The organism is Rhizobium sp. AC27/96 (genome assembly GCF_001692325.1).
Lineage (GTDB): Bacteria > Pseudomonadota > Alphaproteobacteria > Rhizobiales > Rhizobiaceae > Rhizobium.
This window is the reverse complement of the sequence record NZ_LXKN01000012.1, coordinates 21,121-42,673: the sequence shown is the minus strand read 5'-3', so window position 1 is coordinate 42,673 and position 21,553 is coordinate 21,121. Positions and strand designations below refer to the sequence as shown.

Genomic DNA, 21,553 nt, shown 5'->3' with positions numbered 1-21,553 from the left:
GCAGTCAAGCGCCTGGCGTGAACCTTGGGCATGTTCAAAAATGGCTTGAGATCAGGCTTGCGGAGGTCGGGCGGGTGGTTCGATGAGTGCGGGCGTCAATTGTGACGCCGGCAAGAGGTCGTAGCGATGCGACACCCAGGAAATCGCGAGCGACCAGCCGTGGGCCTCGGGAGCGTGGGCGAAGATTGACGTCGTGCAAACCAGGGCCAGGGGACAGCTCTTGGCGCAGTCCCGCTGGACCGGCTGCTTCTCTGGGCAGCAGGGCATATTATCCGTCATCTGCATGTCGGGCATGACGCTGGCCATACGCTCCATCGTCGCGGTACCCGAAGATGCCATTGCACTGTCGGCCAGCCCGATGCTCATCGGGCCGACGATGACCGCGAGCATGGCGACGAGCAGAAACAGACGATGGACGATCCCTGAAAGTCTCATTGCACAATACTGACATGATGCTGTGAGGATTGAAAGCCGGGCTCACGGAGATGTGTTGCGCCCATCACAACGGTGGCTTTCCAACATGGTTCGAGCGCTGCGCTTCTTTCAAGGGCCAGGATTTCAAGCCATCTGGATGGACCGCCAATATTGGCAGCGAAGATCGGTATTTGAGACGCCGTTGTTTGAGCACAGGGCGACGATGGAGTGAGGATCTGCCGCCTGGCAGGCCTGACACCCTTCACATGTGTTGTTGCGGCACAGCAACACTTGGCGGCAAAACATGATTATTATTTTCAACTTTTAGCAAAGTACGATGTGTAGGATTTGATGTAAAAACAACACCTTACGACGAACTGCACGTCTATTCGGATGTTTTTCCATCCGCTCCATAGAATGAGTCCAATCTATAGCGATTGCAGAGCCAACCGCCCCTTTGTAATTGCAGATCAGCGGCACATGGAAAGATCCGCCGAAGCAGGTTGAGTTTGCGATGACGAGTTGGGGCAGCAAGATCGGGTGGCTTTTCGCAGAGCATCATCGCCGTTTGGAAGCCCTGGTCCGCAAGAGTGTCCGCAATCAGGAGACGGCAGCCGATATCGTGCAGGATGTCTTTGTCCGCGCGCTTGCGGCAGGCCCGAGAGCCACGGCCGAGGACGACCGTAATGTGCTTTATGCCGCCGCGAGAAATGCAGCCATCGAGCATCATCGGCGCGAAAGCAGACGAGCAGAACTGATCTCTTCCGTTCTGCCGGAACAGATGCCTGTGTCCACACCATCGGCGGAAGCCGGTCTGGAAGCGCGCGAGGCTCTTTCCGCGCTCGATGAGGCACTGGCCGCACTATCCCCTCGCTGCCGCGATATCTTCCTGATGCGGCGGGTCGACGGGCTGTCGAACAAGGACATTGCCCGTCTTCAAGGCATCTCCGTCAACAGCGTCGAGAAGCATATTGCAAGGGCCCTGCGGCATTGCCAGGCAAGTCTTGCAACCCATATTCGCCAAGAGAGCTGAAATCCCGTCCTCATGAGACACGGCATTTCATCCGTCGCCCGTTCTCCACTATAGAGATGGCGCGTGCGTTTCGGCGTGCTATGGCTGCGCGTGATACGAGGAGAAATGACGAGCGACGAACCGACGGAAGAGCAGCGCGACCAGGCGGCTCTATGGCTGGCAAAGCGGACGGGCGGCTCCTTTGGAGCAAGCGAAGCCCGGAAACTGGATGACTGGCTCAATGCCGATCGCCGTCACAGGCGCGCGTTCGATGAATTGCGCGTGCTCTATGCCCAGTTGGAGATGCCGGCGCGGCGCATTGCCGCGAAGACTTCGTTTCGCCGGACGATTGCCCTGCGCCTGCGGCCACGCCTGAGCTGGCTTATCCCCCCGGCGGCCGCCGTCGCGACCATAGTCTGCGTCTGTTGGTTCAACCCATCTCTGGTCGAGAACTGGCAGGCCGATATCGTCACGCATCAGGAACTGATATCGAGCGTCGTTCTCCCGGATGGATCGATCGCGCGTCTGGGCGCGGATACTGCTATCGGGCTCGATTTCGAAAATGGCCAGCGCCGTGTGCGCCTGTTGCGGGGCGAGGCATATTTCGAAGTGCGCCATGGCGTCCCGGGCACGTTCACGGTCGTCGCGAGAGGCGACGAGGTCCGCGATATCGGCACCAAGTTCAATGTCGACATCGGCATTGATGAGACCGATGTCGTTGTCTCGGAGGGTGCTGTCGCCGTCATCGGCAGCAACGATACGGAACCGGTCATCCTGCGCGAAGGCGATCAGACGACGCTGGCCGGCGGCCGCGTCGGCAAGATCGCGTCGACGGACACGAACCTCGCACTATCCTGGATGAGCGGGCGACTGGTTGTTCAGGGAGCAAGGGTGGCAGACGTCGTGCGCGCTCTGGAGCGGCATTCGCCCCGGCCGATCATGGTTCGCGGCCGGCTGGCCGACCGGCGGATATCCGGCACTTTCCCGCTGACCGACGTCAACGCATCGCTCGAAACGATCGCGCAAGCGGTCGACGGCACGGTCACGCGCGTACCGCCGCTGCTCACCATTCTCTACTGAGAGAGAAAAATAGACCGAGGCGTCATTTTTCTGAAATTTCCCGACACGGCAGATGCTTCGTCACCCGTTTAACCCATCAGAGGCCGCTTCATGGCCACGTTGGTTTGGGTTGATCAAGGAGCAGATGAATGGTTGGGCGCGCAGGCGGGGGCAGGACACGCGATTTCAGCAGGCTGATGGCGACAACGGCGCTGTTGATTGCCGGAGCGATACCGGTTGCTGCTCAGCAGGATGCCAAAGCCAATAGAGCTGCCGTTTCGACATCGGCCTACCAGTTCCATATTCCTGCAAAGCCGCTTGCCGCGGCGATTGCCGATGTCGGCGCCGTGAGCGGCTGGCGCATCGCCTACGGGTTTACGCTGCCGGCTGGCAGTCGCTCCGCTGCGCTGAACGGCACTATGTCCGTGCCGGAAGCAATCGGCCGATTGCTGGCTGGTACCGGCATCAGCTATCGCGTCGCCGGCAACCAATCCATCGTTCTGACCGACCCAAAACAACCCGCGACGGCTGCAGGCGCCGACGGCGCTACCGCGCTTGCGCCGATCGTGGTGCAAGGCCAATCAAGTGGCGCGACGACCGAGGGCAGTGGCTCCTATCGCGCCGACTCCGTGACGATTGCCGGCAAGATGCCGGTTCCGATCCGCGAGATCCCGAATTCCGTTTCGGTCATCACCCGCCAGCGGATCGCCGACCAGAACCTCAATTCCGTTGAGGATACGCTGCGGCAGACCACCGGCGTCACGGCAACGCCCTATGGCGACGGCACATCCTATTTCAACGCGCGCGGCTATGCGCTCGATGCGCAATATGATGGCATGCCCGTGCCCGGCGGCGTCCAGTATCTGACGCAGTTCGACATGTCGATCTATGACCGCGTCGAGATCCTTCGCGGTCCCGCCGGACTGCTGCAGGGATCGGGAAGCCCGGCCGGCACCGCCAATTTCGTGCGCCGCATGCCGCTCGATCACTTCGCGATTTCGACCGACACGCAGATCGGATCCTGGAATTTCAAGCGCCAGACCGTGGATGTGACGGGGCCTTTCAACAGCGACGGCAGTGCCCGCGGGCGATTGATCGTCACCGGCCAGGACCGCGACTTCTTCTATGACGATGCCGGCGAATGGCACGGCACGGCCTATGGCGCACTTCAATTCGACCTTGACGACAAGACGACCCTGAGCCTTTCGGGCGCCTATCAGAAGCAGCGGTTTTCGCCATTCGACTATGGGCAATCGCGCTATGCGGATGGTTCATATTTGAACGCGCCAAGATCGGCCTTCTTTGGCGCCGACTGGAGCTACAACGATTTCCAGACGAGCGAACTCTATGCCAACCTGAAGCACGAGTTTGACAATGGTTGGGTCTCCAATTCGACGCTCATGTATCGCGACATGCGCAATAACAGCAAATATGCCTACATGTTCGGGGGTGTCGACACGGCCACCAACCAGGCTCAATACGCAATCCAGGGCGGCCCCCTTCACAATCAATGGTTCGGCTTCGACACCAATCTTTCCGGGTCCTTCGATTTTCTGGGCCGCGAGAGCCAGTTGCTTGTCGGCGCAAACTACGCGTACCGCACCTCGCGTTCGGAGAGCGGCTATGTGGGTGCCGGGCTGTTTGACATCTATTCGGCACCATCGACCATTCCTGAAGTCGATGTTCCCTATAATTATGGCCAGCAGTCCAGGAGCAACGAAACGGGAATTTATGGTCAGACCCGGTTGAAGCTGCTTGACCCGCTGACCCTCGTTCTGGGCGGCCGTCTGAGCTTCTACGGCAACGAGCACCGGTCGATCGTGCCGACCGAAGGCGATTGGACATCCGATCCCAGCGTCAACAACAAATTCACGCCTTATGTCGGCATCGTCTATGATCTGAACGACACTTATTCGATCTACGGCAGCTACGCCGATATCTTCCAGCCGCAGGCCCAAACAACGTTTACCGGTGCCGGCTTGCAGCCGCGCGTCGGCCAGCAGTACGAAGTCGGTGTCAAGGGCGTGTTCCTCGACGGCGGCCTCACCGCAACGGTGGCGGCTTTCAACATCAACGACAACCATCGCGCGGTTGCCGATCCTTCGAACCCGCTCTATTCTATCGCGGCTGGAAAGGCGCGCAGCCGTGGTATCGAGGCCGAGCTCACCGGCGAGCTGTTCACTGGCCTCAACCTGACTGCGGGCTATACCTACCTGCAGACGAAGTATCTTTCCGATCCGGACTATCAGGGCCTAGTGGTCGACCCGGAAGAGCCGAAGCATACGTTCAAGCTGTGGAGCAAATATACCTTCCAGGATGACAGCTCGCTCCATGGCGTTAGCCTGGGCGCAGGCATGCGCGCCTACAGCAGCACGGATCGCGGCGCGGGCACCGGCATCGATATCGGACATCAAGGTGGCTACGCCGTCTTCGACGCTCAGGTCGGTTACAAGATCAACGACCATGCCGACGTCAATCTGACGGTCAAGAACCTGTTCGATCGCACCTATTTCGACCGTATCCCGACCCGCTATTTCGGCATCTATGGCGAGCCGCGCAGCTTCATGGTCAGCCTGAAGACGCATTGGTAAGCCGATGCAAGCGGCTTGCGATGCACATGGCCCAAACATCACCCGGCGGCGCCTCATGGCGCTGCTGGGTGGCGGCCTCATCGCGACTGGCTTTACAGGCGAAATTAGGGCGCAGGAAAAGCATTCGCCGCCAAGGATCGTCGTCCTTGACTGGGCATTGGCGGCAAGCGCCCTGGCATTGGGCGCCAACATCGTCGGCGTTCCCGCCATCGATTATTACCGCCAATCCGTTATCGAGCCACCGATGCCGGACGAGGTCACGGATGTCGGGCTTCTGTTCACGCCGAATTTCGAGTTGCTGGATGAGCTCGCCCCTGATCTCATCATCATACCGCCGTCGCTGCGCATCGGTGAACCCTTCCTGCAGCGGATTGCCCCGACAGTCATCATCGATCTCAGCCATAACGGCGATGCGACCATTGCGTCAGCGATTTCAGGGACTGAACAGCTGGCCAATGCCATCGGCCAGCAATCAACATGGCCTGCTCTTCGTGCCGTCATGGAGCGGCAATTGCAGGATGCGAAAGTGCTGGTGTCATCATGGCACGAGCGCCCGCTGTGGATCGCGACATCCGCGGATGACAGGCACCTCACGGTTTTCGGGCCGGGAAGCCTTTTCGCGGATATTCTCGATAGGCTCGGTCTGATAAACGCCCAGAAGGATAGTGGCTTCTGGAGGGGCCAGGCCACTGCAGGGCTTGACCGCATCGCCGGTGTTCCGGAGGCCGGCCTTGTTCTCATCGCCGCCGACGGCAGCAACTCCGTGTCGATGCCGTCGGCGGACGGGTTTTTCTGGCAGGCTCTTCCGCCCGTGCGCGACGGACGAATTTTCCAGCTGCCACCGGTCATGGACAATGGCGGCGTTCCCGCCATCATCCGCTTCGCCAGGCTGCTTGCCACGGCATTGAACGGCAAGGGTGCCTGACATGACCGCCAACGCCCATCCCTTTCGGCTTGTGGTCACAGGCCTGGTGCTCGCCCTGTTCTCGCTGGCTCTCAGCCTCTATGGCGCGTCACGAACATTGAGCCCGGATCTCTGGATGCAGGCCGCCATTGCGCCAGACCTGCATTCCATCCCGCAATTGACGCTGCACTACAGCGTGCTGCCGCGCATCGTGACCGCCATTTTGATTGGGGCGGGGCTGACGCTTGCCGGCGTCCTGATGCAGTTGACCCTGCGAAACCCGGCCGCCGAACCGGCAACGCTTGGCGTGTCGGCTGGCGCCTTTCTAGCCATGAGCGCGGCATCGCTCTGGGCGCCCTCCTTCGTCCATTCCAGCCGGACGGCTGTTGCCCTTGCCGGCGGGATCGCCGCCAGTCTGCTTGTATTCGGGCTGGCATGGCGCAGCCGCTTTGCTGCTCAGGTGTTGCTGCTTGCCGGGCTCATGACCAGCCTCTATGCCGGAGGCATCAACACGCTGCTGATCATGCTGCATGGCGGACTGATCAAGCTCTTCATCTGGGGAAGCGGCTCCCTGGCCACGCAGGACTGGGATACGGTTCTCTATCTGCTGCCACGCCTGATCCCCGCCTGCCTGGCGAGCCTCCTTCTGATCCGGCCGATTGCGGTGCTCACTGTTTCCGACGAAGCTGCCACCAGCCTTGGTGCATCTCCCGCCATGATCCGGCTGGGCGGGCTCGCGCTTGCCGTATGGATTGCCGCCGTCTGTGTGGCAGGTGTCGGCGTCATCGGCTTCATCGGCCTGGCCGCGCCCGAAATCGTGCGAAGATGCGGCTATCGGCGTGTGCATGAACAGCTCCTGGCTGCCCCGATTTTCGGCGCATTGCTGCTTTGGGCGACCGATCAGCTTTTTCAGATCCTTCCGACAGCCTCGGAAATTCCCGCAGGTGCCGCGACAGCATTCCTCGGAGCGCCTTTGCTTCTATGGCTGATCGCGCGCCGCAAGGACATGGCCCCCATCGTCAAGGCGGAAATCGAAGCGGCATCGCATCGCCTGCGCGCCCAAGGACCTATGCTTGCCCTGATCATCGCAACGGCGCTGGTGGCTGCCGGCTTTTCACTATTGATTGGCCGGGGATTGCATGGCTGGACCTTCACCGGCCTATCCTCTCCCGAAGCAACCCTGTTCTGGCGAGGTCCCCGAATGGTTTCGGCCGCAGCGGCGGCCGCTCTGATCTCGATTGCCGGCTGCATTGTCCAGCGTCTGACATCCAACCCGCTTGCCAGCCCCGAGCTATTGGGGATCAGCTCAGGCGCTGCCTGCGGCGTCGTTATCGCGCTCTTCATTCCGGGTGCGGGACCGGCAATATCGATAGTTCTCAGTATGGCGGGCGCTGCAACAGTACTCTCCCTGCTGCTCCTGTTCGGGCATCGCAAGGCTTTTGCGCCACATGATCTGTTCATGTTCGGCGTCGCGCTCACGACCTGCTTCAGCGCCGTAGTGTCCGTGTTGCTTGCCAGCGGCAATCCGCGCATGTTCGATCTGCTGCGCTGGCTGAACGGATCGACCTTCCTTGCAAGACCGATCGACGCCTTGATTTTGACGATCTCAGCCATCCTTGCCCTTGCCCTGCTGCCGCTCTTTGCGCGTTGGCTGGCGCTGCTACCGCTCGGATCGACCACGCAGACGGCGCTCGGCATGCCGGTCTCTCGAAGCAGGGGCTTACTGCTTGCCTTTGCCTGCATGCTGGTGGGGCTATCCGTCCTGATGATCGGACCGCTCAGCTTTATCGGACTGATGGCGCCGCATATGGCCAGAATGGCTGGCTTCCGGCGGCCGCTGATGGAGATGTCGGCGGCGACCGCCATCGGCGCCACGCTGATGATCCTTGCCGACTGGCTGGGCCGCATCCTGCTGTTTCCCAACCAGCTACCGGCCGGATTGATCGCCACACTGATCGCGGCGCCCTATCTTTTCCTGCTGATGGCAAAGCGTCGCTAATCCATGAAGGTCGGCATGGGTGTTGAGGTCTGATCTGAATGAACTCGGGGAAATGGGGGGGCTTACGATTTCCAGGTTCACATAAGCCTTTGTGGGTTGATCTATTGAATAATAGATGCAGCTGCGGCATCGCAGAACGAAGCCACACCGGTCGTCACTTCTTCGTTCCACAATACAAAAAATCACAGACCATCACTATATGGCTGATCCTCAATGTAAGGAGAAGTCAATTCAAGGCACAAAATTTCTATCTCCTACAGTAATCGATAACCAACAATGGCAGTATAAATGGCTGCTCGAACAATCACATTTCGCGGGTAGGCTGCAGTTAAAATCTAATCGGCGTCATCATAAATTTCTACATCGACCCTCGATATTGCGCCTTTATCCAGGAGGAAAAACGACGACATAAGATTCAATATTATTGAGTATTTCCGCTATCAATTACGTTGTTGACCTTGCCGTTTGGTCGCGCAAATACAACCATTGTCGAATGCATGACGAGCTGTATCATGAACTGCATGAAATGGACTATTAATGCGCTATCGTTGACTTCATCGGCAGCTACAACATCACTTCCAGTGCCGACGCAGCTATCAAGCTCAATTCAGAATACGACATGTGGTTGCTCGTGTTTCCGATATTCTCAAGGCATGGCATGCCCTCGTTAATGCTGCACCTATGTGGGCGACATAAAGGGGAAAATCTTCGGTTACTCCGGCGCCCGTGCAAAGAACGAAATTACGGGCCAATCATCATTCATTCCCGCAGGCATGGTGCATTGGGTCAAAAATGTCGGCAAGTGCAATTTTTCAGAACTAGCAACTTACATCGCTGGTAATGACCAAACACTCGTAGTTCCTACCAACTGGTGCATAATCCGGCCAACGCGACGAACTGAACTCAACTCGGCGTTCCGCAACCCGAATTGGCGGGACAATCATTCACATCCCGCACCGCCCCAGACGCCGCCTCCTGAACCTGGCGAACGTGGGTCGATGCGGAATTAACGGATCGGGACCCTCTCGGCGGTAGATCTCGCTTTGCTGAATCCGAAGCTCATCTTTCATGGCGCTATCGATTTTCATCCGCCATGATCCTGGCGAGCCATCGCCACCGTCGGACTGGCGATGGCTTCTTGGTCTTGATCGAACCCAGGGTCAAATCCACTTTGATCGACGCCCAGAGGCGTCCTTCAAAAGACGCCTCGGTGCAGATCCATGATGCGGCATTTCAAGCTGCACCCAAAGCCTCGCCCCGGAGGAGCGCGAACATCCGCGCCGGCATGGTTCGTGCTTCGGTTGATAATCTGCGCTCGCCTCGTAGCAAATGATTCGCGCTTCTCGAGCTTTTGTGCCTTCCAATCCGATCATCTGGTTGCCGGAAAGGGCACGTCTGGATCGTAAAAGTGGTGCTAGGTTGCTATTTGGACACATTGGTAAACAACCGACCTGTCATAATTCATTATTTATTAGGATCGCATATTGCCTCCCGCCTTCTGGTTGATATTTCTGCCTTGCCTGTAACATCCGAAGGAGGCTCGGGAATGCGGAAATTGGCGGCGGTCGTCTTACCCTTGGTTGTCTTGAGCGCCTGTGCACGGCCGTCGGATGGACCAAGCGCCGGCAACATTCGCAACGCGACGATGCCGCATTCGGGCGAGAGGATTCCGGTCGTGCCGCTGGCCAACGCCCCGATGGGCGGACAGGTCGCCGCGCTGTCTTATGCACCGTCCGATCAGGGCCTTTCGCGCCTTCGCTCCGCCGGCTTTTCGGATGCCCGGCTTCGCCCCGGCGATGTCATCGACGTGACCGTGCTCGATACGGGCGAAGATGGATTGCTTTCCACGACGCAGAGCAAGTCGCTCAATCTCGGCCGCTTCACCGTCGACTCCCGTGGCTTCGTCACCATGCCCTATGTCGGCAAACAGCGCGTGGCCGATTCGACGCCCGAGGGTCTGCAATCGCAGATCGTGACCGCGCTCAAGGGTTCCTCGGTCAATCCACAGGCAGTCGTCACAGTTGTCGACAAGCCTTCGAGCGCGGTCACGGTCGATGGCAAGGTGCGCTCCGCCGGCCGCTTCCCGCTGACAGCGCGCAAGGAGCGCGTACTTGACGTTCTCGCCCTTGCAGGTGGTGCGTCCTCCGCACCGAGTAGCACCAATGTGACGCTGACGCGCGGATCGCAGCGCGCAACCGCGCCGTTGGATCGTATTCTGCAGGATGACAAGCAGAATGTTCGCCTGCTGCCCGGCGACCAGGTCTTCGTTGACGGCGCATCCCAGAGCTTCACGGCGCTCGGCGCCTTCAAGAGCGTCGGCGAGTTTCCGCTGGAGCCGGGCAAGACGACCCTGGCGCAGGCGCTCGCCCGCGCCGGCGGCCTGCTCGACGACCGTGCCGACTCGCGGAATTTCTACCTCTTCCGCAACCAGAAGATCTACACGCAGGCAGCTGCTCCGCTTTCCAAGACGGCAAGCGCTGCCCCGACTATCGTCTCGATCAAGCCCGTCATCTACAGCGTCAATCTCAAGGACGTCTCGAATTTCGTCCTGATGCAGCAGTTCAAGATGCAGGACGGCGACACGATTTATGCCAGCAACGCCGGACTGGTCGACGCCGCAAAGCTGCTCACCGTCTATCAGAAAAGCGTACCGACGGCGGCGGCCCCGCAGCCGGGAAGTGTCTCGGCGAATTGACGGGTTCCGTCTAGTTTTCCACGATGAGTTGAAGGGCTGCCATGGCATTTGGCGGCCTCTGCCAAGGTGCGTGCCCCGCCAGTTGGGCTGCCACGTTGTTTAGCGGCGACAGAGCCCTGGTCTCCTCGTCGCAATGCTCCAGAAGCAGCTTCATCACGCAGCCCGCCGCGTAAATGTCCATGCGCGGGTCTGCCGGCTCCGTGGATGACAGTTCCGGGGCTGCAAAGCCGGGCGTCGCCGCCCTCGCGATATCCAGATCGCCATAGGTCTTCCCGCATTCTGTCGCCGAGCCGAAATCGGCAATCTTCAGTCGCGCGAAATCGTCGTCGCATAGAAGCAGGTTGGCGGGAGAGATATCGCCGTGGACATAGCCGGCTTCATGCATCGCATGCAGGCCGGCAAGGAGACACTTCATTGCCTGTCTGACGTCCGGCAGGGAAATGTCTCCAGCCGACAATCGCTGCGACAGGGGCGGTCCTGCCCATTCCGCGATGATGGCGGGCCGGCTATCCGGCAGCCGAGCAGCGCATTGGATTGCAACGAGATTGGCATGGCGAAGGGCCAGGCCGATGCGAACCTCGCGTAAAAGCATGGCCTTGGCTACGGCATCATCGAGCCGATCGTCGCCGATGGTCTTCAGGGCGTGCCATGTACCGAGATCGCGATGGCGCAGGCGGCTGACGATAGTTCGGGCATTGGAATGGACGACTGCCTCCACAAGGAATGTATTGCCGATAAAGCTTGGCTCGCTCTCGGGCATGGAAGGAAGGCGCCGATCGAGTGCATCACGCAGGCGATCGATCAAAAGATCGCGAATGTCGGCTGGTCGCTCGGTTTCGCCGTCGTGAGTGAGGATACGCAGCAATCCGGCAAAGCGTGTCACGATCTCCTGCATGTCCCTCGAATTCAGATCCCGAGTCATGAGGCGTCGATGACGATGGCGCTGACATTATCGCGGCAATTGGCGATCAACGCTTCCTGGATAAGGGCGTCGGCGGCTTGCTCCAAGGGGGTCTCGATCAGGATTTCCGCGATGACCCGATCCGTCAGGGAGCGTGAGAGCGGGCCGCTGGCAAGCAGAAGCCGGTCTCCACGCTGAAGCTCGTCGCTGATCATCTCTGCCGCGAATTGCTCCTTCAGCCCGAGACCGCGCCCAAGGGTGCGCCGCAGGCCAATATCGATATGATCGCGGGTAAGAAGCCGCATCATGCTGTCACGCAGGAGATAGCAGCGCGCATCTCCCGCCCATAAGATGGCAAGCTTGCCTTCGGCCATCACGGCAACGACGATGCTGGCGACCGGCGGTTCCCGCTCTCCGCTCGTTCCCTTCGCGCGCAGAATGGCATGCGCATGACTGAGCTTGCTTTTCACATCCTGAACCAGCGCCTGCAAAGCCTCGCGCTCGGGAATGCCGGCGAGGATCTGTGTTGCGATCCGCGCTGCCTCGATCGCGCCGATGCCATCGCCAAGCCCGTCGGCCACGGCAAAGATGCTTGGTCTGTCGGAAACGAGAAGAGCATCGGCGTTCAGCGACAGCCGCGTGCCCGGATGACTGGCGTGGCTATTGTCCGTCGTCCAATGGGCTTGAGATGCCGTCACGGGTTTTGCCGGCTCTGCCACGATGGCAATGGCTGGCGTGGCCGGAGCTTCTGGAGGCGGCGGCGCTTTGTCATTTTCCAATGTGACGAGTTTGACGAAGTCTTCCGCCGTTGGCGCCGCCATGGTGCGAAATCCCTTGCCGTGGCGCGTACCGGCATTGATGCGCCACCAGAGCGAGGCGGGAGCGGCGGCTTCGCTGGTGCCCAGGCGCGCGCGATTGGCAGGACGGATATCGGCAAATGGCAGACGAAGGCGCTTTATCCCCTCGATAAAGCGTTTCATGTCGAAATCAGGCTTCTCCGATGTTTCGGCAAGGGCCTCGGCGGCGATAAACCAGCTGTCGTCTTCGCAGAGGTCGCGCAGCTGCCCCGAAAATTTCTGCAGTTGCGCGGCAATGACGAGCGGGAAGCTGCGGTCGACACGGTCGCGGCTCGGCAGAAGCACGCCGGCGACGGCCCCGGGCGCCCAAATGCCGCTGCCGACAACGAAACGCCAGGCGGACGTCGCGTGAAAACGCTGTCGCCACTGGTTCTCCAGGGCGGATTCGAGTGCGATCAGGCCGCCCCGGATCCATTGGTCGAGTTCGCCTTGCAGCCGCAGGCCAAGCGCGGAGGATACGAAATCGCCATGCGTCGGCAATTTACCGAAGAAGCCGATCGTATCGGCTTGCATCGGCGATTGGGTGCGGGCGAGGTGTTCGTTCATCGAGACAACCGTCAAAATTGCGCCGGGCAGCTGAAGTCGGACAATGCCTGCAGCCGGAATGGATTGAGAACCGAGCCGAACTGCACATCGAACTCCGCCGCTCGACCGTCGTTCTCGAAGCGTGCCCTGAAAAGATCGGGTCCTTCGACCGTCACCTTTGCAGCGTCGAACAGGCGGAAGGGAGACCAATCACCGCTCTGCGTCATGGCTTCCTGCCAGCCACCGGGCAGAAACGCGATGCGCGATTGATTATCGGCGTTGGTAGCCGGCCAACCTATGGATTTCGATTGGATCGGCCCGTGGAAGTAGACCACACGCTCACCCTCGATCTCCATCATCACGGCATTGGCCGAATCCGACAGGGATACCGGCTTCACGTTGATCGAAATCGCCGGTTTCTCGCTTCCGGCTGGGAAGAAGGCGCGTTCGATCTTGTTGGCATTTTCGAACTGCGCGATTGCCTGGCTCGGAATGCTGTCGCCGCCGAAGGTGCCGCGCCAGCCCCATGGCTGTGCGCTGGTGTCGATGAACGCATCCAGGCGATTCTTGAAGAACGTCTGGAACAGGCCCTGAGGACCGAAGAGACGCACGAAATCCGCCATGGCAATATCCTGGCTCGACTTTCGATCGAAGGGATAGCGGCCGGTGACGATGCGGGCGCAGAGATCGGCACCTTCCGTGGCCCAGAGGTCGTTGATGCGAGCGCGGGCCGTCTTGACTGCAAGGGATCCGATATCGGCGGCAGTTGCCACCATCCAGGCATCGGCCGGCGCCGGCAGGCCCCGGGCCTGTTGCAACAGGTCCTGATTGGCGTTGGCAAGCTGGCCACCGGCATCGAAGACGCGGGCGACCTCTGCCGTCGATATGGCGGCGCGCGATAGCTGGCCATAGATATTTTGCAGGATCGGCTGAAGGCTCTGGATCTGCGAGCGAGGCTTGCTGCTTGCTCCATTCGCATTGTCGCCCTGAGGCGCGGCCTGTGTATTGTTGCCGCTCACCTCGAGCGCTGCGCGCAACGGTCCATAGGGATCTGGCGTGTTGGCGACATTTGTGGATGCCGATGCAAGTGCTGCATCCGGAGTGTCGCCGAGCGACGCGACCTCAGTCACGCCGGCCGGACGCAGATCCGTAGCCGTCGCGATGGATTTCAGCACCATCTCGATAGGACTTGGATTTGCCGCCAGGATCCTCGCTGTTTCGGTTGCGTCTGCAAGATCCTTGGAGGGGCGCACCTGCAGGTCGGCGAGCAGCGTCGACCAGCGTTGCTGGAATGTATCGAAATAAAGCTGCAATGCGGCCTGGGCGATGGCGTCTGTAGTCATTCCGGTTGGGTTGCCGCCGGCATCGCCCCGCACCCATTGCTCCTTGAGCGCTTCCGATGCCGCCGCTTCGGCGTCCGGCAGCACGACTGTGCGATAGCCCTTGCCGGTGAAGATTCCGGCGATACCGTCACGGAGCGCTGCTTTCGATTTTCTCTGGAACACCTGCGCACCGAGCGGACCCAAGGCGTCGGCGGGGATCCAGGGATCAAGCTGTCGGGCCTGGCGGGAATGGGTGAGAATGTCGTAAGTGCGCGATGCCAGGCTTTGCGGGCGAATGGTGTCGCGTGCCTTGGCAATCAAAGTGTTGTCCAGCTCGATTGCCGGCAGATTGCCCGTGGCCATCGCATCGACATGCGTAACGAGCGCCTTGCGAACGGCGGCGCGTCCTTCGCCCGGATAGAGCGTGGCAAACATATCTTCTGCCTGCTGCGAGACGAAATCCTTGTCGAGGGGACCTAATCCGCCGAGCATCCCGTAGAGCTTTAGGCTGTCGAAGGTCCTTTGGACATCTGAAGGCTGCTTGAGTTCCTTTTGAAGCTCCACCAGCATGCGCGGCAACAGGAGGGAATTCAGGGCACGCTGATAGGCGATGCGCTGGCGGCTGGCGATCTTGTCCTCCTGATCCAGGCCGAAACTTGTCGGCCAGATCCTCGCTTCGTCGAAACCGCCGGTCACGGCGCGAAGATTGTCGAGAGCGGGCAGGACACGAAGGAAGTCGGCATCGGTGACGTCGCGCACCGGAATGCCGTTTGCCAGCTTCTCGTAATTGTCGATGCGCCGCTCGGCGGCGGCAATCGCGCGGGAATTCTGGAAATAGGTGGCTGTCCAGCCGGTGAAGACGATTGCGAGCGCCACTGCGGCCACACCATAGGCAACGCGCCGGATCATCGCCTGACGGCCGGACAGGCGTCTGTCGCGCGCAACCAGCGATGCTTCGCCGAATATGACCTCCTTGAAGAGGCGCGAGAGGAAATAGCTGCGGCGCATGCGCGGCGCCTCGGCTGCAGCCTCCCTGCCTTGCGTGCCGGAGGCAAAATAGACACCGCGCATCAGCGGGGCTTCGATCAGGCTCGACGAAGAGCAGAGTTCGCCGAGCACCTCTTGCAGCCGTTCGCCAAGGGCAGCAAGCTCGGCGGGGAAACGGAATATCCGGCCGCGAACCTCGATGTTCGGTTCCTGCTGCAGGCGCTCGATCAGCATCGCATCGACGCGTTGCTGCAGAAGCGCGAATTCCTCCATGAAACGTTCGGGCAGATTTTCGCCCTTGTAGCTCTCATCGAGATTGAATGTCGTACCCCAGACCTGTTCGCGATCGGTCTTTGCAAGTCCGTCAAAAAACTCGACGAAACCGGTCAAAAGGTCCGCCTTTGTCAGAATGACATAGACCGGCACTCGCGCCTGCAGAAATTCGTCGAGTTCCGACAGGCGCTTGCGGATGGAGCGCACTTCATCGAGCTGTGCCTCATGATCGCGGCTGAGGAGATCGCCGATCGACAGCGTGACGAGGGCGCCGTTGATTGGCTGCGACCGGCGGTATTTCCTGAGCAGGCCGAGAAAGCCTTCCCAGCCAGCCTTCGACGCGCCGTTCAAATCATCCTGGGTCGTGTAACGGCCGGCCGTATCGATGAGGATTGCCTCATCGGCGAACCACCAATTGCAGTTGCGGGTGCCGCCGACGCCTTGAACGGAGTTGCTTCCGATGGCATCGCCAAGCGGAAACTTCAATCCCGAATTGGTCAGCGCCGTGGTCTTTCCGGAGCCGGGAGCGCCAAAGATCACATACCAGGGAAGTTCGTAAATATAGCCGAAGCGCTTCTTGCTGATGCGGCGCAGCAGCAGCAGGGCTTCCTTGAGGCGGCTGTGGATTTCTCCAACTTCTGCCTGCTGGCTGGCCGCATCATCGCTGATGCCGTCCACAAGCGCGTTGTCCCGCTTGCGGGCGCGCAGCCGTGCGATCAACAGATAGGCGAGCCAGACTGCGATGACCACGCCGATCGCGATCAGGCGGGCATTGACTGTCGCCAGCGGCTTGAAGGTGCCGTAGCCGAGCGTGTAGCCGTAAAACCAGATGAGGACGCAGATGGCCGCGACCCAGATGAGCGAGATGAAACGCTGGCCGAGAAGGCCGGCATAGACCGAGACGTAGGAGCGAAGCGTGTAGAATATGCCGAGCGGGTTCATCGTGCGGCTCCCGTCGTTGCTGCCGGTGCAGCGCTCGGGTTGTCACCCGCCGGCCCAGTCGTCGCCTGCGGATTGAGGGCGGCATCACCAAGCCGTTGCGTCGGATCGGTCAGCACGAGGATTTCGGTGCGGCGATTGGTTTCGCGTCCTTCCGGCGTCTCGTTGCTTGCCAGCGGATCGCTGTCGGCGCGCCCTTCCGTCAGGATCGCATCCTTGCCGGTATAGGCGGCCAGGATATCGCCGACCGCGCGGGCTCGGGCCTCGGAGAGGTGCCAGTTCGACGGGAATTGTGTCGTGCGGATCGGCACATTGTCGGTATAGCCGATGACCACCGCGCGGAACTTCTCCGAGGCGAGAGCCCCGCCGATGCGCTGCAGGAGATCGCGGAACCGGTCGCTGACCTCGGCGCTGCCGGTGTCGAAGAGCCCGGAATTGTTGATGCGCACCAAGAGGCGCCCGTTGGAGTTCGAAAGGGTGACGAGCTTGCGGTCGACTTCGGGCTGCAGGAAAGCCAGCAGATTGTCGAGCGGGCTCGGAGCCGGCTTGACCGCCGGCGGGGGCGTTTCAGGCTGCTTTTTCTGCGGCGGTGGAGCCTCGACGACCACCTCCTTGGGTTTCGGCGTCTCGATCAGCAGGCTTGGCATGTCGCGCGGCGGCAGATTTGCCAGGCGCTCGAAGGTCGCATCCGAGGCCTGGTTGAGCGACAGCGTGAAGAACATGTAGCCGAGCGCAAACAGCAGCGCGAGGACGGAAAGAACAGTCCATAGCGCGACGGCGGTGCGCAGCGGCTTGTGCCGGGCGGAAACGCCGCGCCAGTGCGGCGACAGCTCGCGTTCGAAGACACCATACTGGCCGAGCAATGTCTTATAGAGACTGTCGCGAATGCGCCCGAGCTCCAGAGAGCCGCGCGGCGAAACGCGTGTCCGACCTTCGAAGGCCAGAGACAGGCATAAATATATAAGGAGCAACAGGTCCTTGTTGGTGCCCGGGCTTTGCTGGAAGTGATCGAGGAGATCGAACACCCGGTCGCCGCCGGTGACATCCATGTGGAAGGTGGAGACGAGGCCGGAGCGCGCCCAGCCGGCGCGCACGCCCCAGCGCTTGCTCAGCACGACGTCGTCGATGGTCGCGCAGACCACATAATGGGCGGCGCGCGCCCGCTCCGGACTGATGCGGGCGCTGGCGAGATCGCGCTCATAGCGTCCGACGGCCTCGATCGTTACGCGACGCAATTCGGCGATATCAGGCTGTTCCTCGGTATTGCGGAGACTATGGGCGAGATTCAGCAATGGGGCGGCCGAGCGCACGATAGTCGGAACGTCCTCGCCGCCAAAACGGAAGTTGCGGATCAAGGTATCGACCGACCAGCCGCCGGGCGTATCCCCAGCCTGCTGATCGAGTTCGTCATCCAGAAGGTCGGCCAGCTTTTGGGCGGCCTCATTCTTCTTGGTGCCGCCGTCGGTCAGCTCGATGATGGTCGGCAGCTCGTGCCATGGTGTCGATCGTGGTGTGTTCATTCTCTGAGAGCCCACAGTTCCATCTCCAGGCCAGGGAAGTCGCCGGCAAGATGCAGGGCGATCGCGCCGGAGGTATCAAGCTGTTTCCAAAGCGGATTCTTCGTATCGAGTTCGAAATAGATCGTTCCGGATCGATAGGGCAGCTGCCGCGGCAAGACCGGTAGCGGACGGACCGGAATACCGGGCAGCGCCACGTTGACGAGTTCGGCGATCCGCTCGACAGGGCCGACCTTGATCTGCGACGGCAACTTGCGCCTGACGTCCTCGGCCGACATCTCGGCGCGCACGGCAAGAACGAAGCCGGCATCCTTGAGCAGCGAACGATCGTTGATGGTACCGACGCGGACGTCGTGACGCCGCTCGATAAGCTCGATGGAAACCGCGGCCTGCTCCAACACTGCGGAAAGGGAGGCGCGCAAATCGTTGAAGACAGCTGCAAACGTCGCCTTCAGATCGTCGTGACGATAGGGCGGGAAGTCGCTCGCCCGCTTGCTGTCGGTGGTAAAGGTCGCAAGCTCTCCGGCAAGCTCGATACATTGCTCATAGAAGGCCATCGGATGCATCCTCGCTGCATTGGCCGCAATGTGGCGCAGCATCGGATCGGCGCGATTGAGGATGTGTAGAAGAAAGTAGTCGCCCACTTCCGCGGTGCCACGCACAGTGGGATCTCCGATGCGTTCGGCAATCGCCTCGGCGCGATGCCGCACGATGCCGAGCAGTTCGGTAACCAGCTCGTTCAGCCGCGCTTCGGCGGCGCAGTTGAGGCAGGGCGCAATATAGTCAGGATCCAGAATGACTGCTCTGTCCGAACGCACCTCGATGATGCGGGCAAGGCCAATCAACTCGTAGCCGGCGAGCTCGTCGCCGGTTTTCAGGTAGCGCAGGCTCAGGCGACCGACATCGATGGGTGCCATGAAGTCGGTTTCTATATTGGAATCCGGCGCCTCATATTGGGAGGCGGTGATGCGAACGCTGTTGCGCATGGCGCTGCCATTGTGGGCGACATCCGCCTTGCCGGGCTGACGCGCCGGCAGTGCGAGATAGACGATGGCATTCTTGGTGCTGTCGTCCAGATCGAGCGGTGGTGGCAGGTCCGCGTCGATGGGCGCTTCGAACGGCGTGCCGTCGGGCAGGATGCCACGCAGGTTCGACAGCGCGAATTGGCCGATGGCGAGCGCGCTGCGGTCGATGCCGATTTCAGCGATGCCCCAGGGATAGGGCGCCAATCCGCGCGCGGTCGTCCGCACAAGCCGCTCCGTCCAGCGGTCGGCTTGCTGGAAGTGCTGTACGCGAAGGAACATGCCCTCGCTCCATGCCACTCGATTCTCGTTCTTCATCGGGTGTTGCCCGTCCTCTCTGCAATGGTGCTGATGTCCTGCTCACCCTGACGATCCGCCGGGGCGCGTCCGGCTTCCGTCAGCAGATCGCGGACGGAAATGCGCTTGCCATCTCGTTCGAACCGGGTCTGATAGGCCTTCCAATAGTCGCGGCCACCGCGCCAAATCCCCTTGCGGGAGCCGGCATCGACCTGCGCCTCGATCATGCGGGGCTCGAATAGACGACTGGCTTCGCCAAGGAGATTTTCAAGGCCGGCATTCAGGGCGGATTGCCTGGCGATGAGTGTTCGCAGCCGATCCGTGAGTTGCTCGGCTCGCTCCCGGCTGAAGAGCGATGCAGACGAATGAACATGGTCATCTTCGATGCCAAGGAGCGCCGCTTCATCGGTGAGGGTCTGCTCTAGCATGTCGACAAGGACTTCAAACTGCTGGAGCGGGTCGTCGGACAGCAACAGGGTTTCATCTCGCTGGTCGAAACCTGTGTCTTCTGCCGCTTTGATGTCGTTTGCGGGAATAATTGCCTTCGTCGCATCCGGGGCATCGCGACCGGCTGCGCTGCGTGCAACGGCCACGGAGACGTGTGTCGCAGCACCATGCTCCAATTGGCTGCCGAGGCCGAAATCCGCGTTCCAGTCGTCAGGGAGTACCGGCTTGATACCATCGATATCAGGCGGACCGTTCCAGCCGACATCGATATTGCGGCTCGACTGCTTGTCCTTTCGCGTCGATTGCGGAATAGCCGCGATCCAGTCTTCTCCGCCGCGATGGCCGAGTATGCCATTTGCCGTGCCGCCGCCGGGCGCGACATCAGCGAGGATCGAGGAGATGGTCATCGTTTCGTCGCTGAGGTGCAGGTCGGCGGCCGGATCCTCTATATCGCGATCGGCCTCGCCGCTGATGGCGACATGGAAGGATATTTCGCCGAATGCGATCTTCGACTTGTTTGCAAGTCTCGCAGTCTCACCTTCCATGATCATGACGCTATCGACCCGAGTGCCGTTGGCACTTTGATCGCGCAGCAGAAAGCCGGCGCGGTCGCGCTCTATCACGCAGTGAATCTTCGACACCAGGCGGCCTGGGTCTTCGACCTGCCAGTCGCAATCGGGCGAGCGGCCGAGCGTGCGCTTGCCGCGTTCGAAGAACCATCCCTTGCTGCCGCCGTCGCCGGCGATCTGACGCAGCTCAAGCCGCATGGGCGCCTCCTGCGTGTGACAGCCCGCGAGCGGAGCGTGGTTCGGCGATGATCGCATCGCCGCTGTCGCTTTCGGCTGCGGCGACGCGCGCCCAGCTGTTCCAACCGAGCCTCGGCGGATCACCATCCTCGCCCAGCTTGCAGAAGGGGATATGCTCCTTCTTCAGCACGACCTGAATATCGAAATCGAGCGTCGGGCCGACAAAGAGACGCGTCAGCGCGAAAAGCGCGTCGATATTGCTGCCGCCGGGTGAGAGCGCTCGATAGTCTTCGTAATCGACCGGTCCAAGCACCACGCGGAAACTGCCGCCGAAATCATGGATTGCCGTTCCCGCTGTAGCATTTACGCCGAGCTGCACTCCTTGCGGCTGGCCCATGCGGCTGCGTTCATCGACGGGGATGGAAAGCCAACGGCCCTTGAACAATTCTATCGCCACGGGTAGTCCGCTGAATTCGCGCAGCATGGCCTGCAGATTGACCGCATTGCGGGTGCGAGCCGCAAAGAAGCCGGAAAATCTGAGGATGAGCTCATCGTCGGGTCGAACTCGCTCCTTCAGCCGTGCAGTGCCGAAGCCTGAGAGGGCGAAAAGCGTTGATATGAAGGTGTTGCCGCTTCTGCCCGGGTTCCATCGCAGTCTGCGGGCGAGGCGATATTTCTCGCTCGCATCGACGAAAAGTTCGGTGAGGCGGGCGGTGAAGATATCGAAGAAGCTCGCAAGCCCGTGGGCACGGTTGCGCTCTTCGCGCATGACGAGCTCGTTGTAGCTCGGCGGCATCGCGCCGAGCGGGCCGAGCAATCCGGCCATGCTGGCACGCAGCGATGCGCCTTTGCCTTTGCGGCTGAAGTCGTTGACGGCGAGCGGCGTCGGCGAGACGCCGACCGGCGACGAAACCGAGAGATGATCTCCGGCCGATTCCTGAGCCACGCGGAATGCCGTCGTCGGCTCGAAGCGACCGGGGTCGCGTTCGAGCAGCGATGCAAGCATTTCACTGTCACTCGGCCGCATCTGATCCATCGTCCTAAGA

14 protein-coding genes are annotated in these 21,553 nt (G+C 60.8%); 6 read left to right on the top strand and 8 right to left on the bottom strand.

Annotation, left to right across the window (positions count from 1 at the left end):
• Positions 1 to 51: 51 nt before the first annotated feature.
• The gene (locus A6U86_RS11210; RefSeq protein ID WP_068390653.1) at positions 52 to 435 is read right to left on the bottom strand and encodes a hypothetical protein; all 384 of its coding nucleotides are present in this window, start codon (positions 433 to 435) and stop codon (positions 52 to 54) included.
• 493 nt (positions 436 to 928) lie between these two features.
• Here A6U86_RS11210 and A6U86_RS11205 point away from each other — a divergent pair, with 493 nt between their 5' ends.
• The 6 genes from A6U86_RS11205 to A6U86_RS11175 all read left to right on the top strand — a co-directional run bounded on the left by A6U86_RS11205 (position 929) and on the right by A6U86_RS11175 (position 10,674).
• Positions 929 to 1,447: an RNA polymerase sigma factor gene (locus A6U86_RS11205; RefSeq protein ID WP_068390841.1), complete on the top strand. Its 519-nt coding sequence runs from the start codon at positions 929 to 931 to the stop codon at positions 1,445 to 1,447.
• Between the two features lie 105 nt (positions 1,448 to 1,552).
• The gene (locus A6U86_RS11200) at positions 1,553 to 2,506 is read left to right on the top strand and encodes a FecR domain-containing protein (RefSeq protein WP_068390650.1); all 954 of its coding nucleotides are present in this window, start codon (positions 1,553 to 1,555) and stop codon (positions 2,504 to 2,506) included.
• Between the two features lie 128 nt (positions 2,507 to 2,634).
• Positions 2,635 to 5,076 (top strand): TonB-dependent receptor, encoded by a 2,442-nt coding sequence (locus tag A6U86_RS11195; protein WP_198929050.1) that lies wholly within the window; start codon positions 2,635 to 2,637, stop codon positions 5,074 to 5,076.
• A gap of 55 nt (positions 5,077 to 5,131) precedes the next feature.
• Complete coding sequence (locus A6U86_RS11190) at positions 5,132 to 6,001, top strand: ABC transporter substrate-binding protein (RefSeq protein ID WP_068390647.1); 870 nt, start codon at positions 5,132 to 5,134, stop codon at positions 5,999 to 6,001.
• Between the two features lies 1 nt (position 6,002).
• Complete coding sequence (gene fhuB, locus A6U86_RS11185) at positions 6,003 to 7,979, top strand: Fe(3+)-hydroxamate ABC transporter permease FhuB (protein WP_068390644.1); 1,977 nt, start codon at positions 6,003 to 6,005, stop codon at positions 7,977 to 7,979.
• Between the two features lie 1,546 nt (positions 7,980 to 9,525).
• Positions 9,526 to 10,674, top strand: coding sequence for a polysaccharide biosynthesis/export family protein (locus A6U86_RS11175; RefSeq protein WP_068390642.1), 1,149 nt, complete (start codon positions 9,526 to 9,528; stop codon positions 10,672 to 10,674).
• A gap of 10 nt (positions 10,675 to 10,684) precedes the next feature.
• On the opposite strand, the gene A6U86_RS11170 is transcribed toward A6U86_RS11175, so the two are convergent.
• The 7 genes from A6U86_RS11170 to tssG are packed head-to-tail and all read right to left on the bottom strand — an operon-like array spanning position 10,685 to position 21,543.
• Entirely contained in the window at positions 10,685 to 11,557 is an 873-nt protein-coding gene (locus tag A6U86_RS11170; protein ID WP_158008745.1) for a protein kinase, read from the bottom strand.
• Positions 11,558 to 11,592: 35 nt separating this feature from the next.
• Positions 11,593 to 12,978 (bottom strand): type VI secretion system-associated protein TagF, encoded by a 1,386-nt coding sequence (gene tagF / locus A6U86_RS11165; protein WP_068390636.1) that lies wholly within the window; start codon positions 12,976 to 12,978, stop codon positions 11,593 to 11,595.
• Between the two features lie 11 nt (positions 12,979 to 12,989).
• Positions 12,990 to 16,481, bottom strand: a complete 3,492-nt coding sequence (gene tssM / locus A6U86_RS11160; RefSeq protein ID WP_068390633.1) for a type VI secretion system membrane subunit TssM — start codon at positions 16,479 to 16,481, stop codon at positions 12,990 to 12,992.
• The gene (gene tssL, locus A6U86_RS11155) at positions 16,478 to 17,998 is read right to left on the bottom strand and encodes a type VI secretion system protein TssL, long form (protein WP_068390630.1); all 1,521 of its coding nucleotides are present in this window, start codon (positions 17,996 to 17,998) and stop codon (positions 16,478 to 16,480) included. Before tssL ends, tssM begins: the two co-directional genes overlap by 4 nt.
• Positions 17,995 to 19,335: a type VI secretion system baseplate subunit TssK gene (tssK, locus tag A6U86_RS11150; RefSeq protein ID WP_068390627.1), complete on the bottom strand. Its 1,341-nt coding sequence runs from the start codon at positions 19,333 to 19,335 to the stop codon at positions 17,995 to 17,997. The genes tssL and tssK overlap by 4 nt, the downstream gene beginning before the upstream one ends.
• Positions 19,332 to 20,528 carry an FHA domain-containing protein gene (locus A6U86_RS11145; protein WP_068390624.1) on the bottom strand — a complete coding sequence of 399 codons (1,197 nt, stop codon included), beginning with the start codon at positions 20,526 to 20,528 and terminating at the stop codon, positions 19,332 to 19,334. The genes tssK and A6U86_RS11145 overlap by 4 nt, the downstream gene beginning before the upstream one ends.
• Positions 20,518 to 21,543 (bottom strand): type VI secretion system baseplate subunit TssG, encoded by a 1,026-nt coding sequence (gene tssG, locus A6U86_RS11140; RefSeq protein WP_068390622.1) that lies wholly within the window; start codon positions 21,541 to 21,543, stop codon positions 20,518 to 20,520. Before tssG ends, A6U86_RS11145 begins: the two co-directional genes overlap by 11 nt.
• Positions 21,544 to 21,553: the final 10 nt, after the last annotated feature.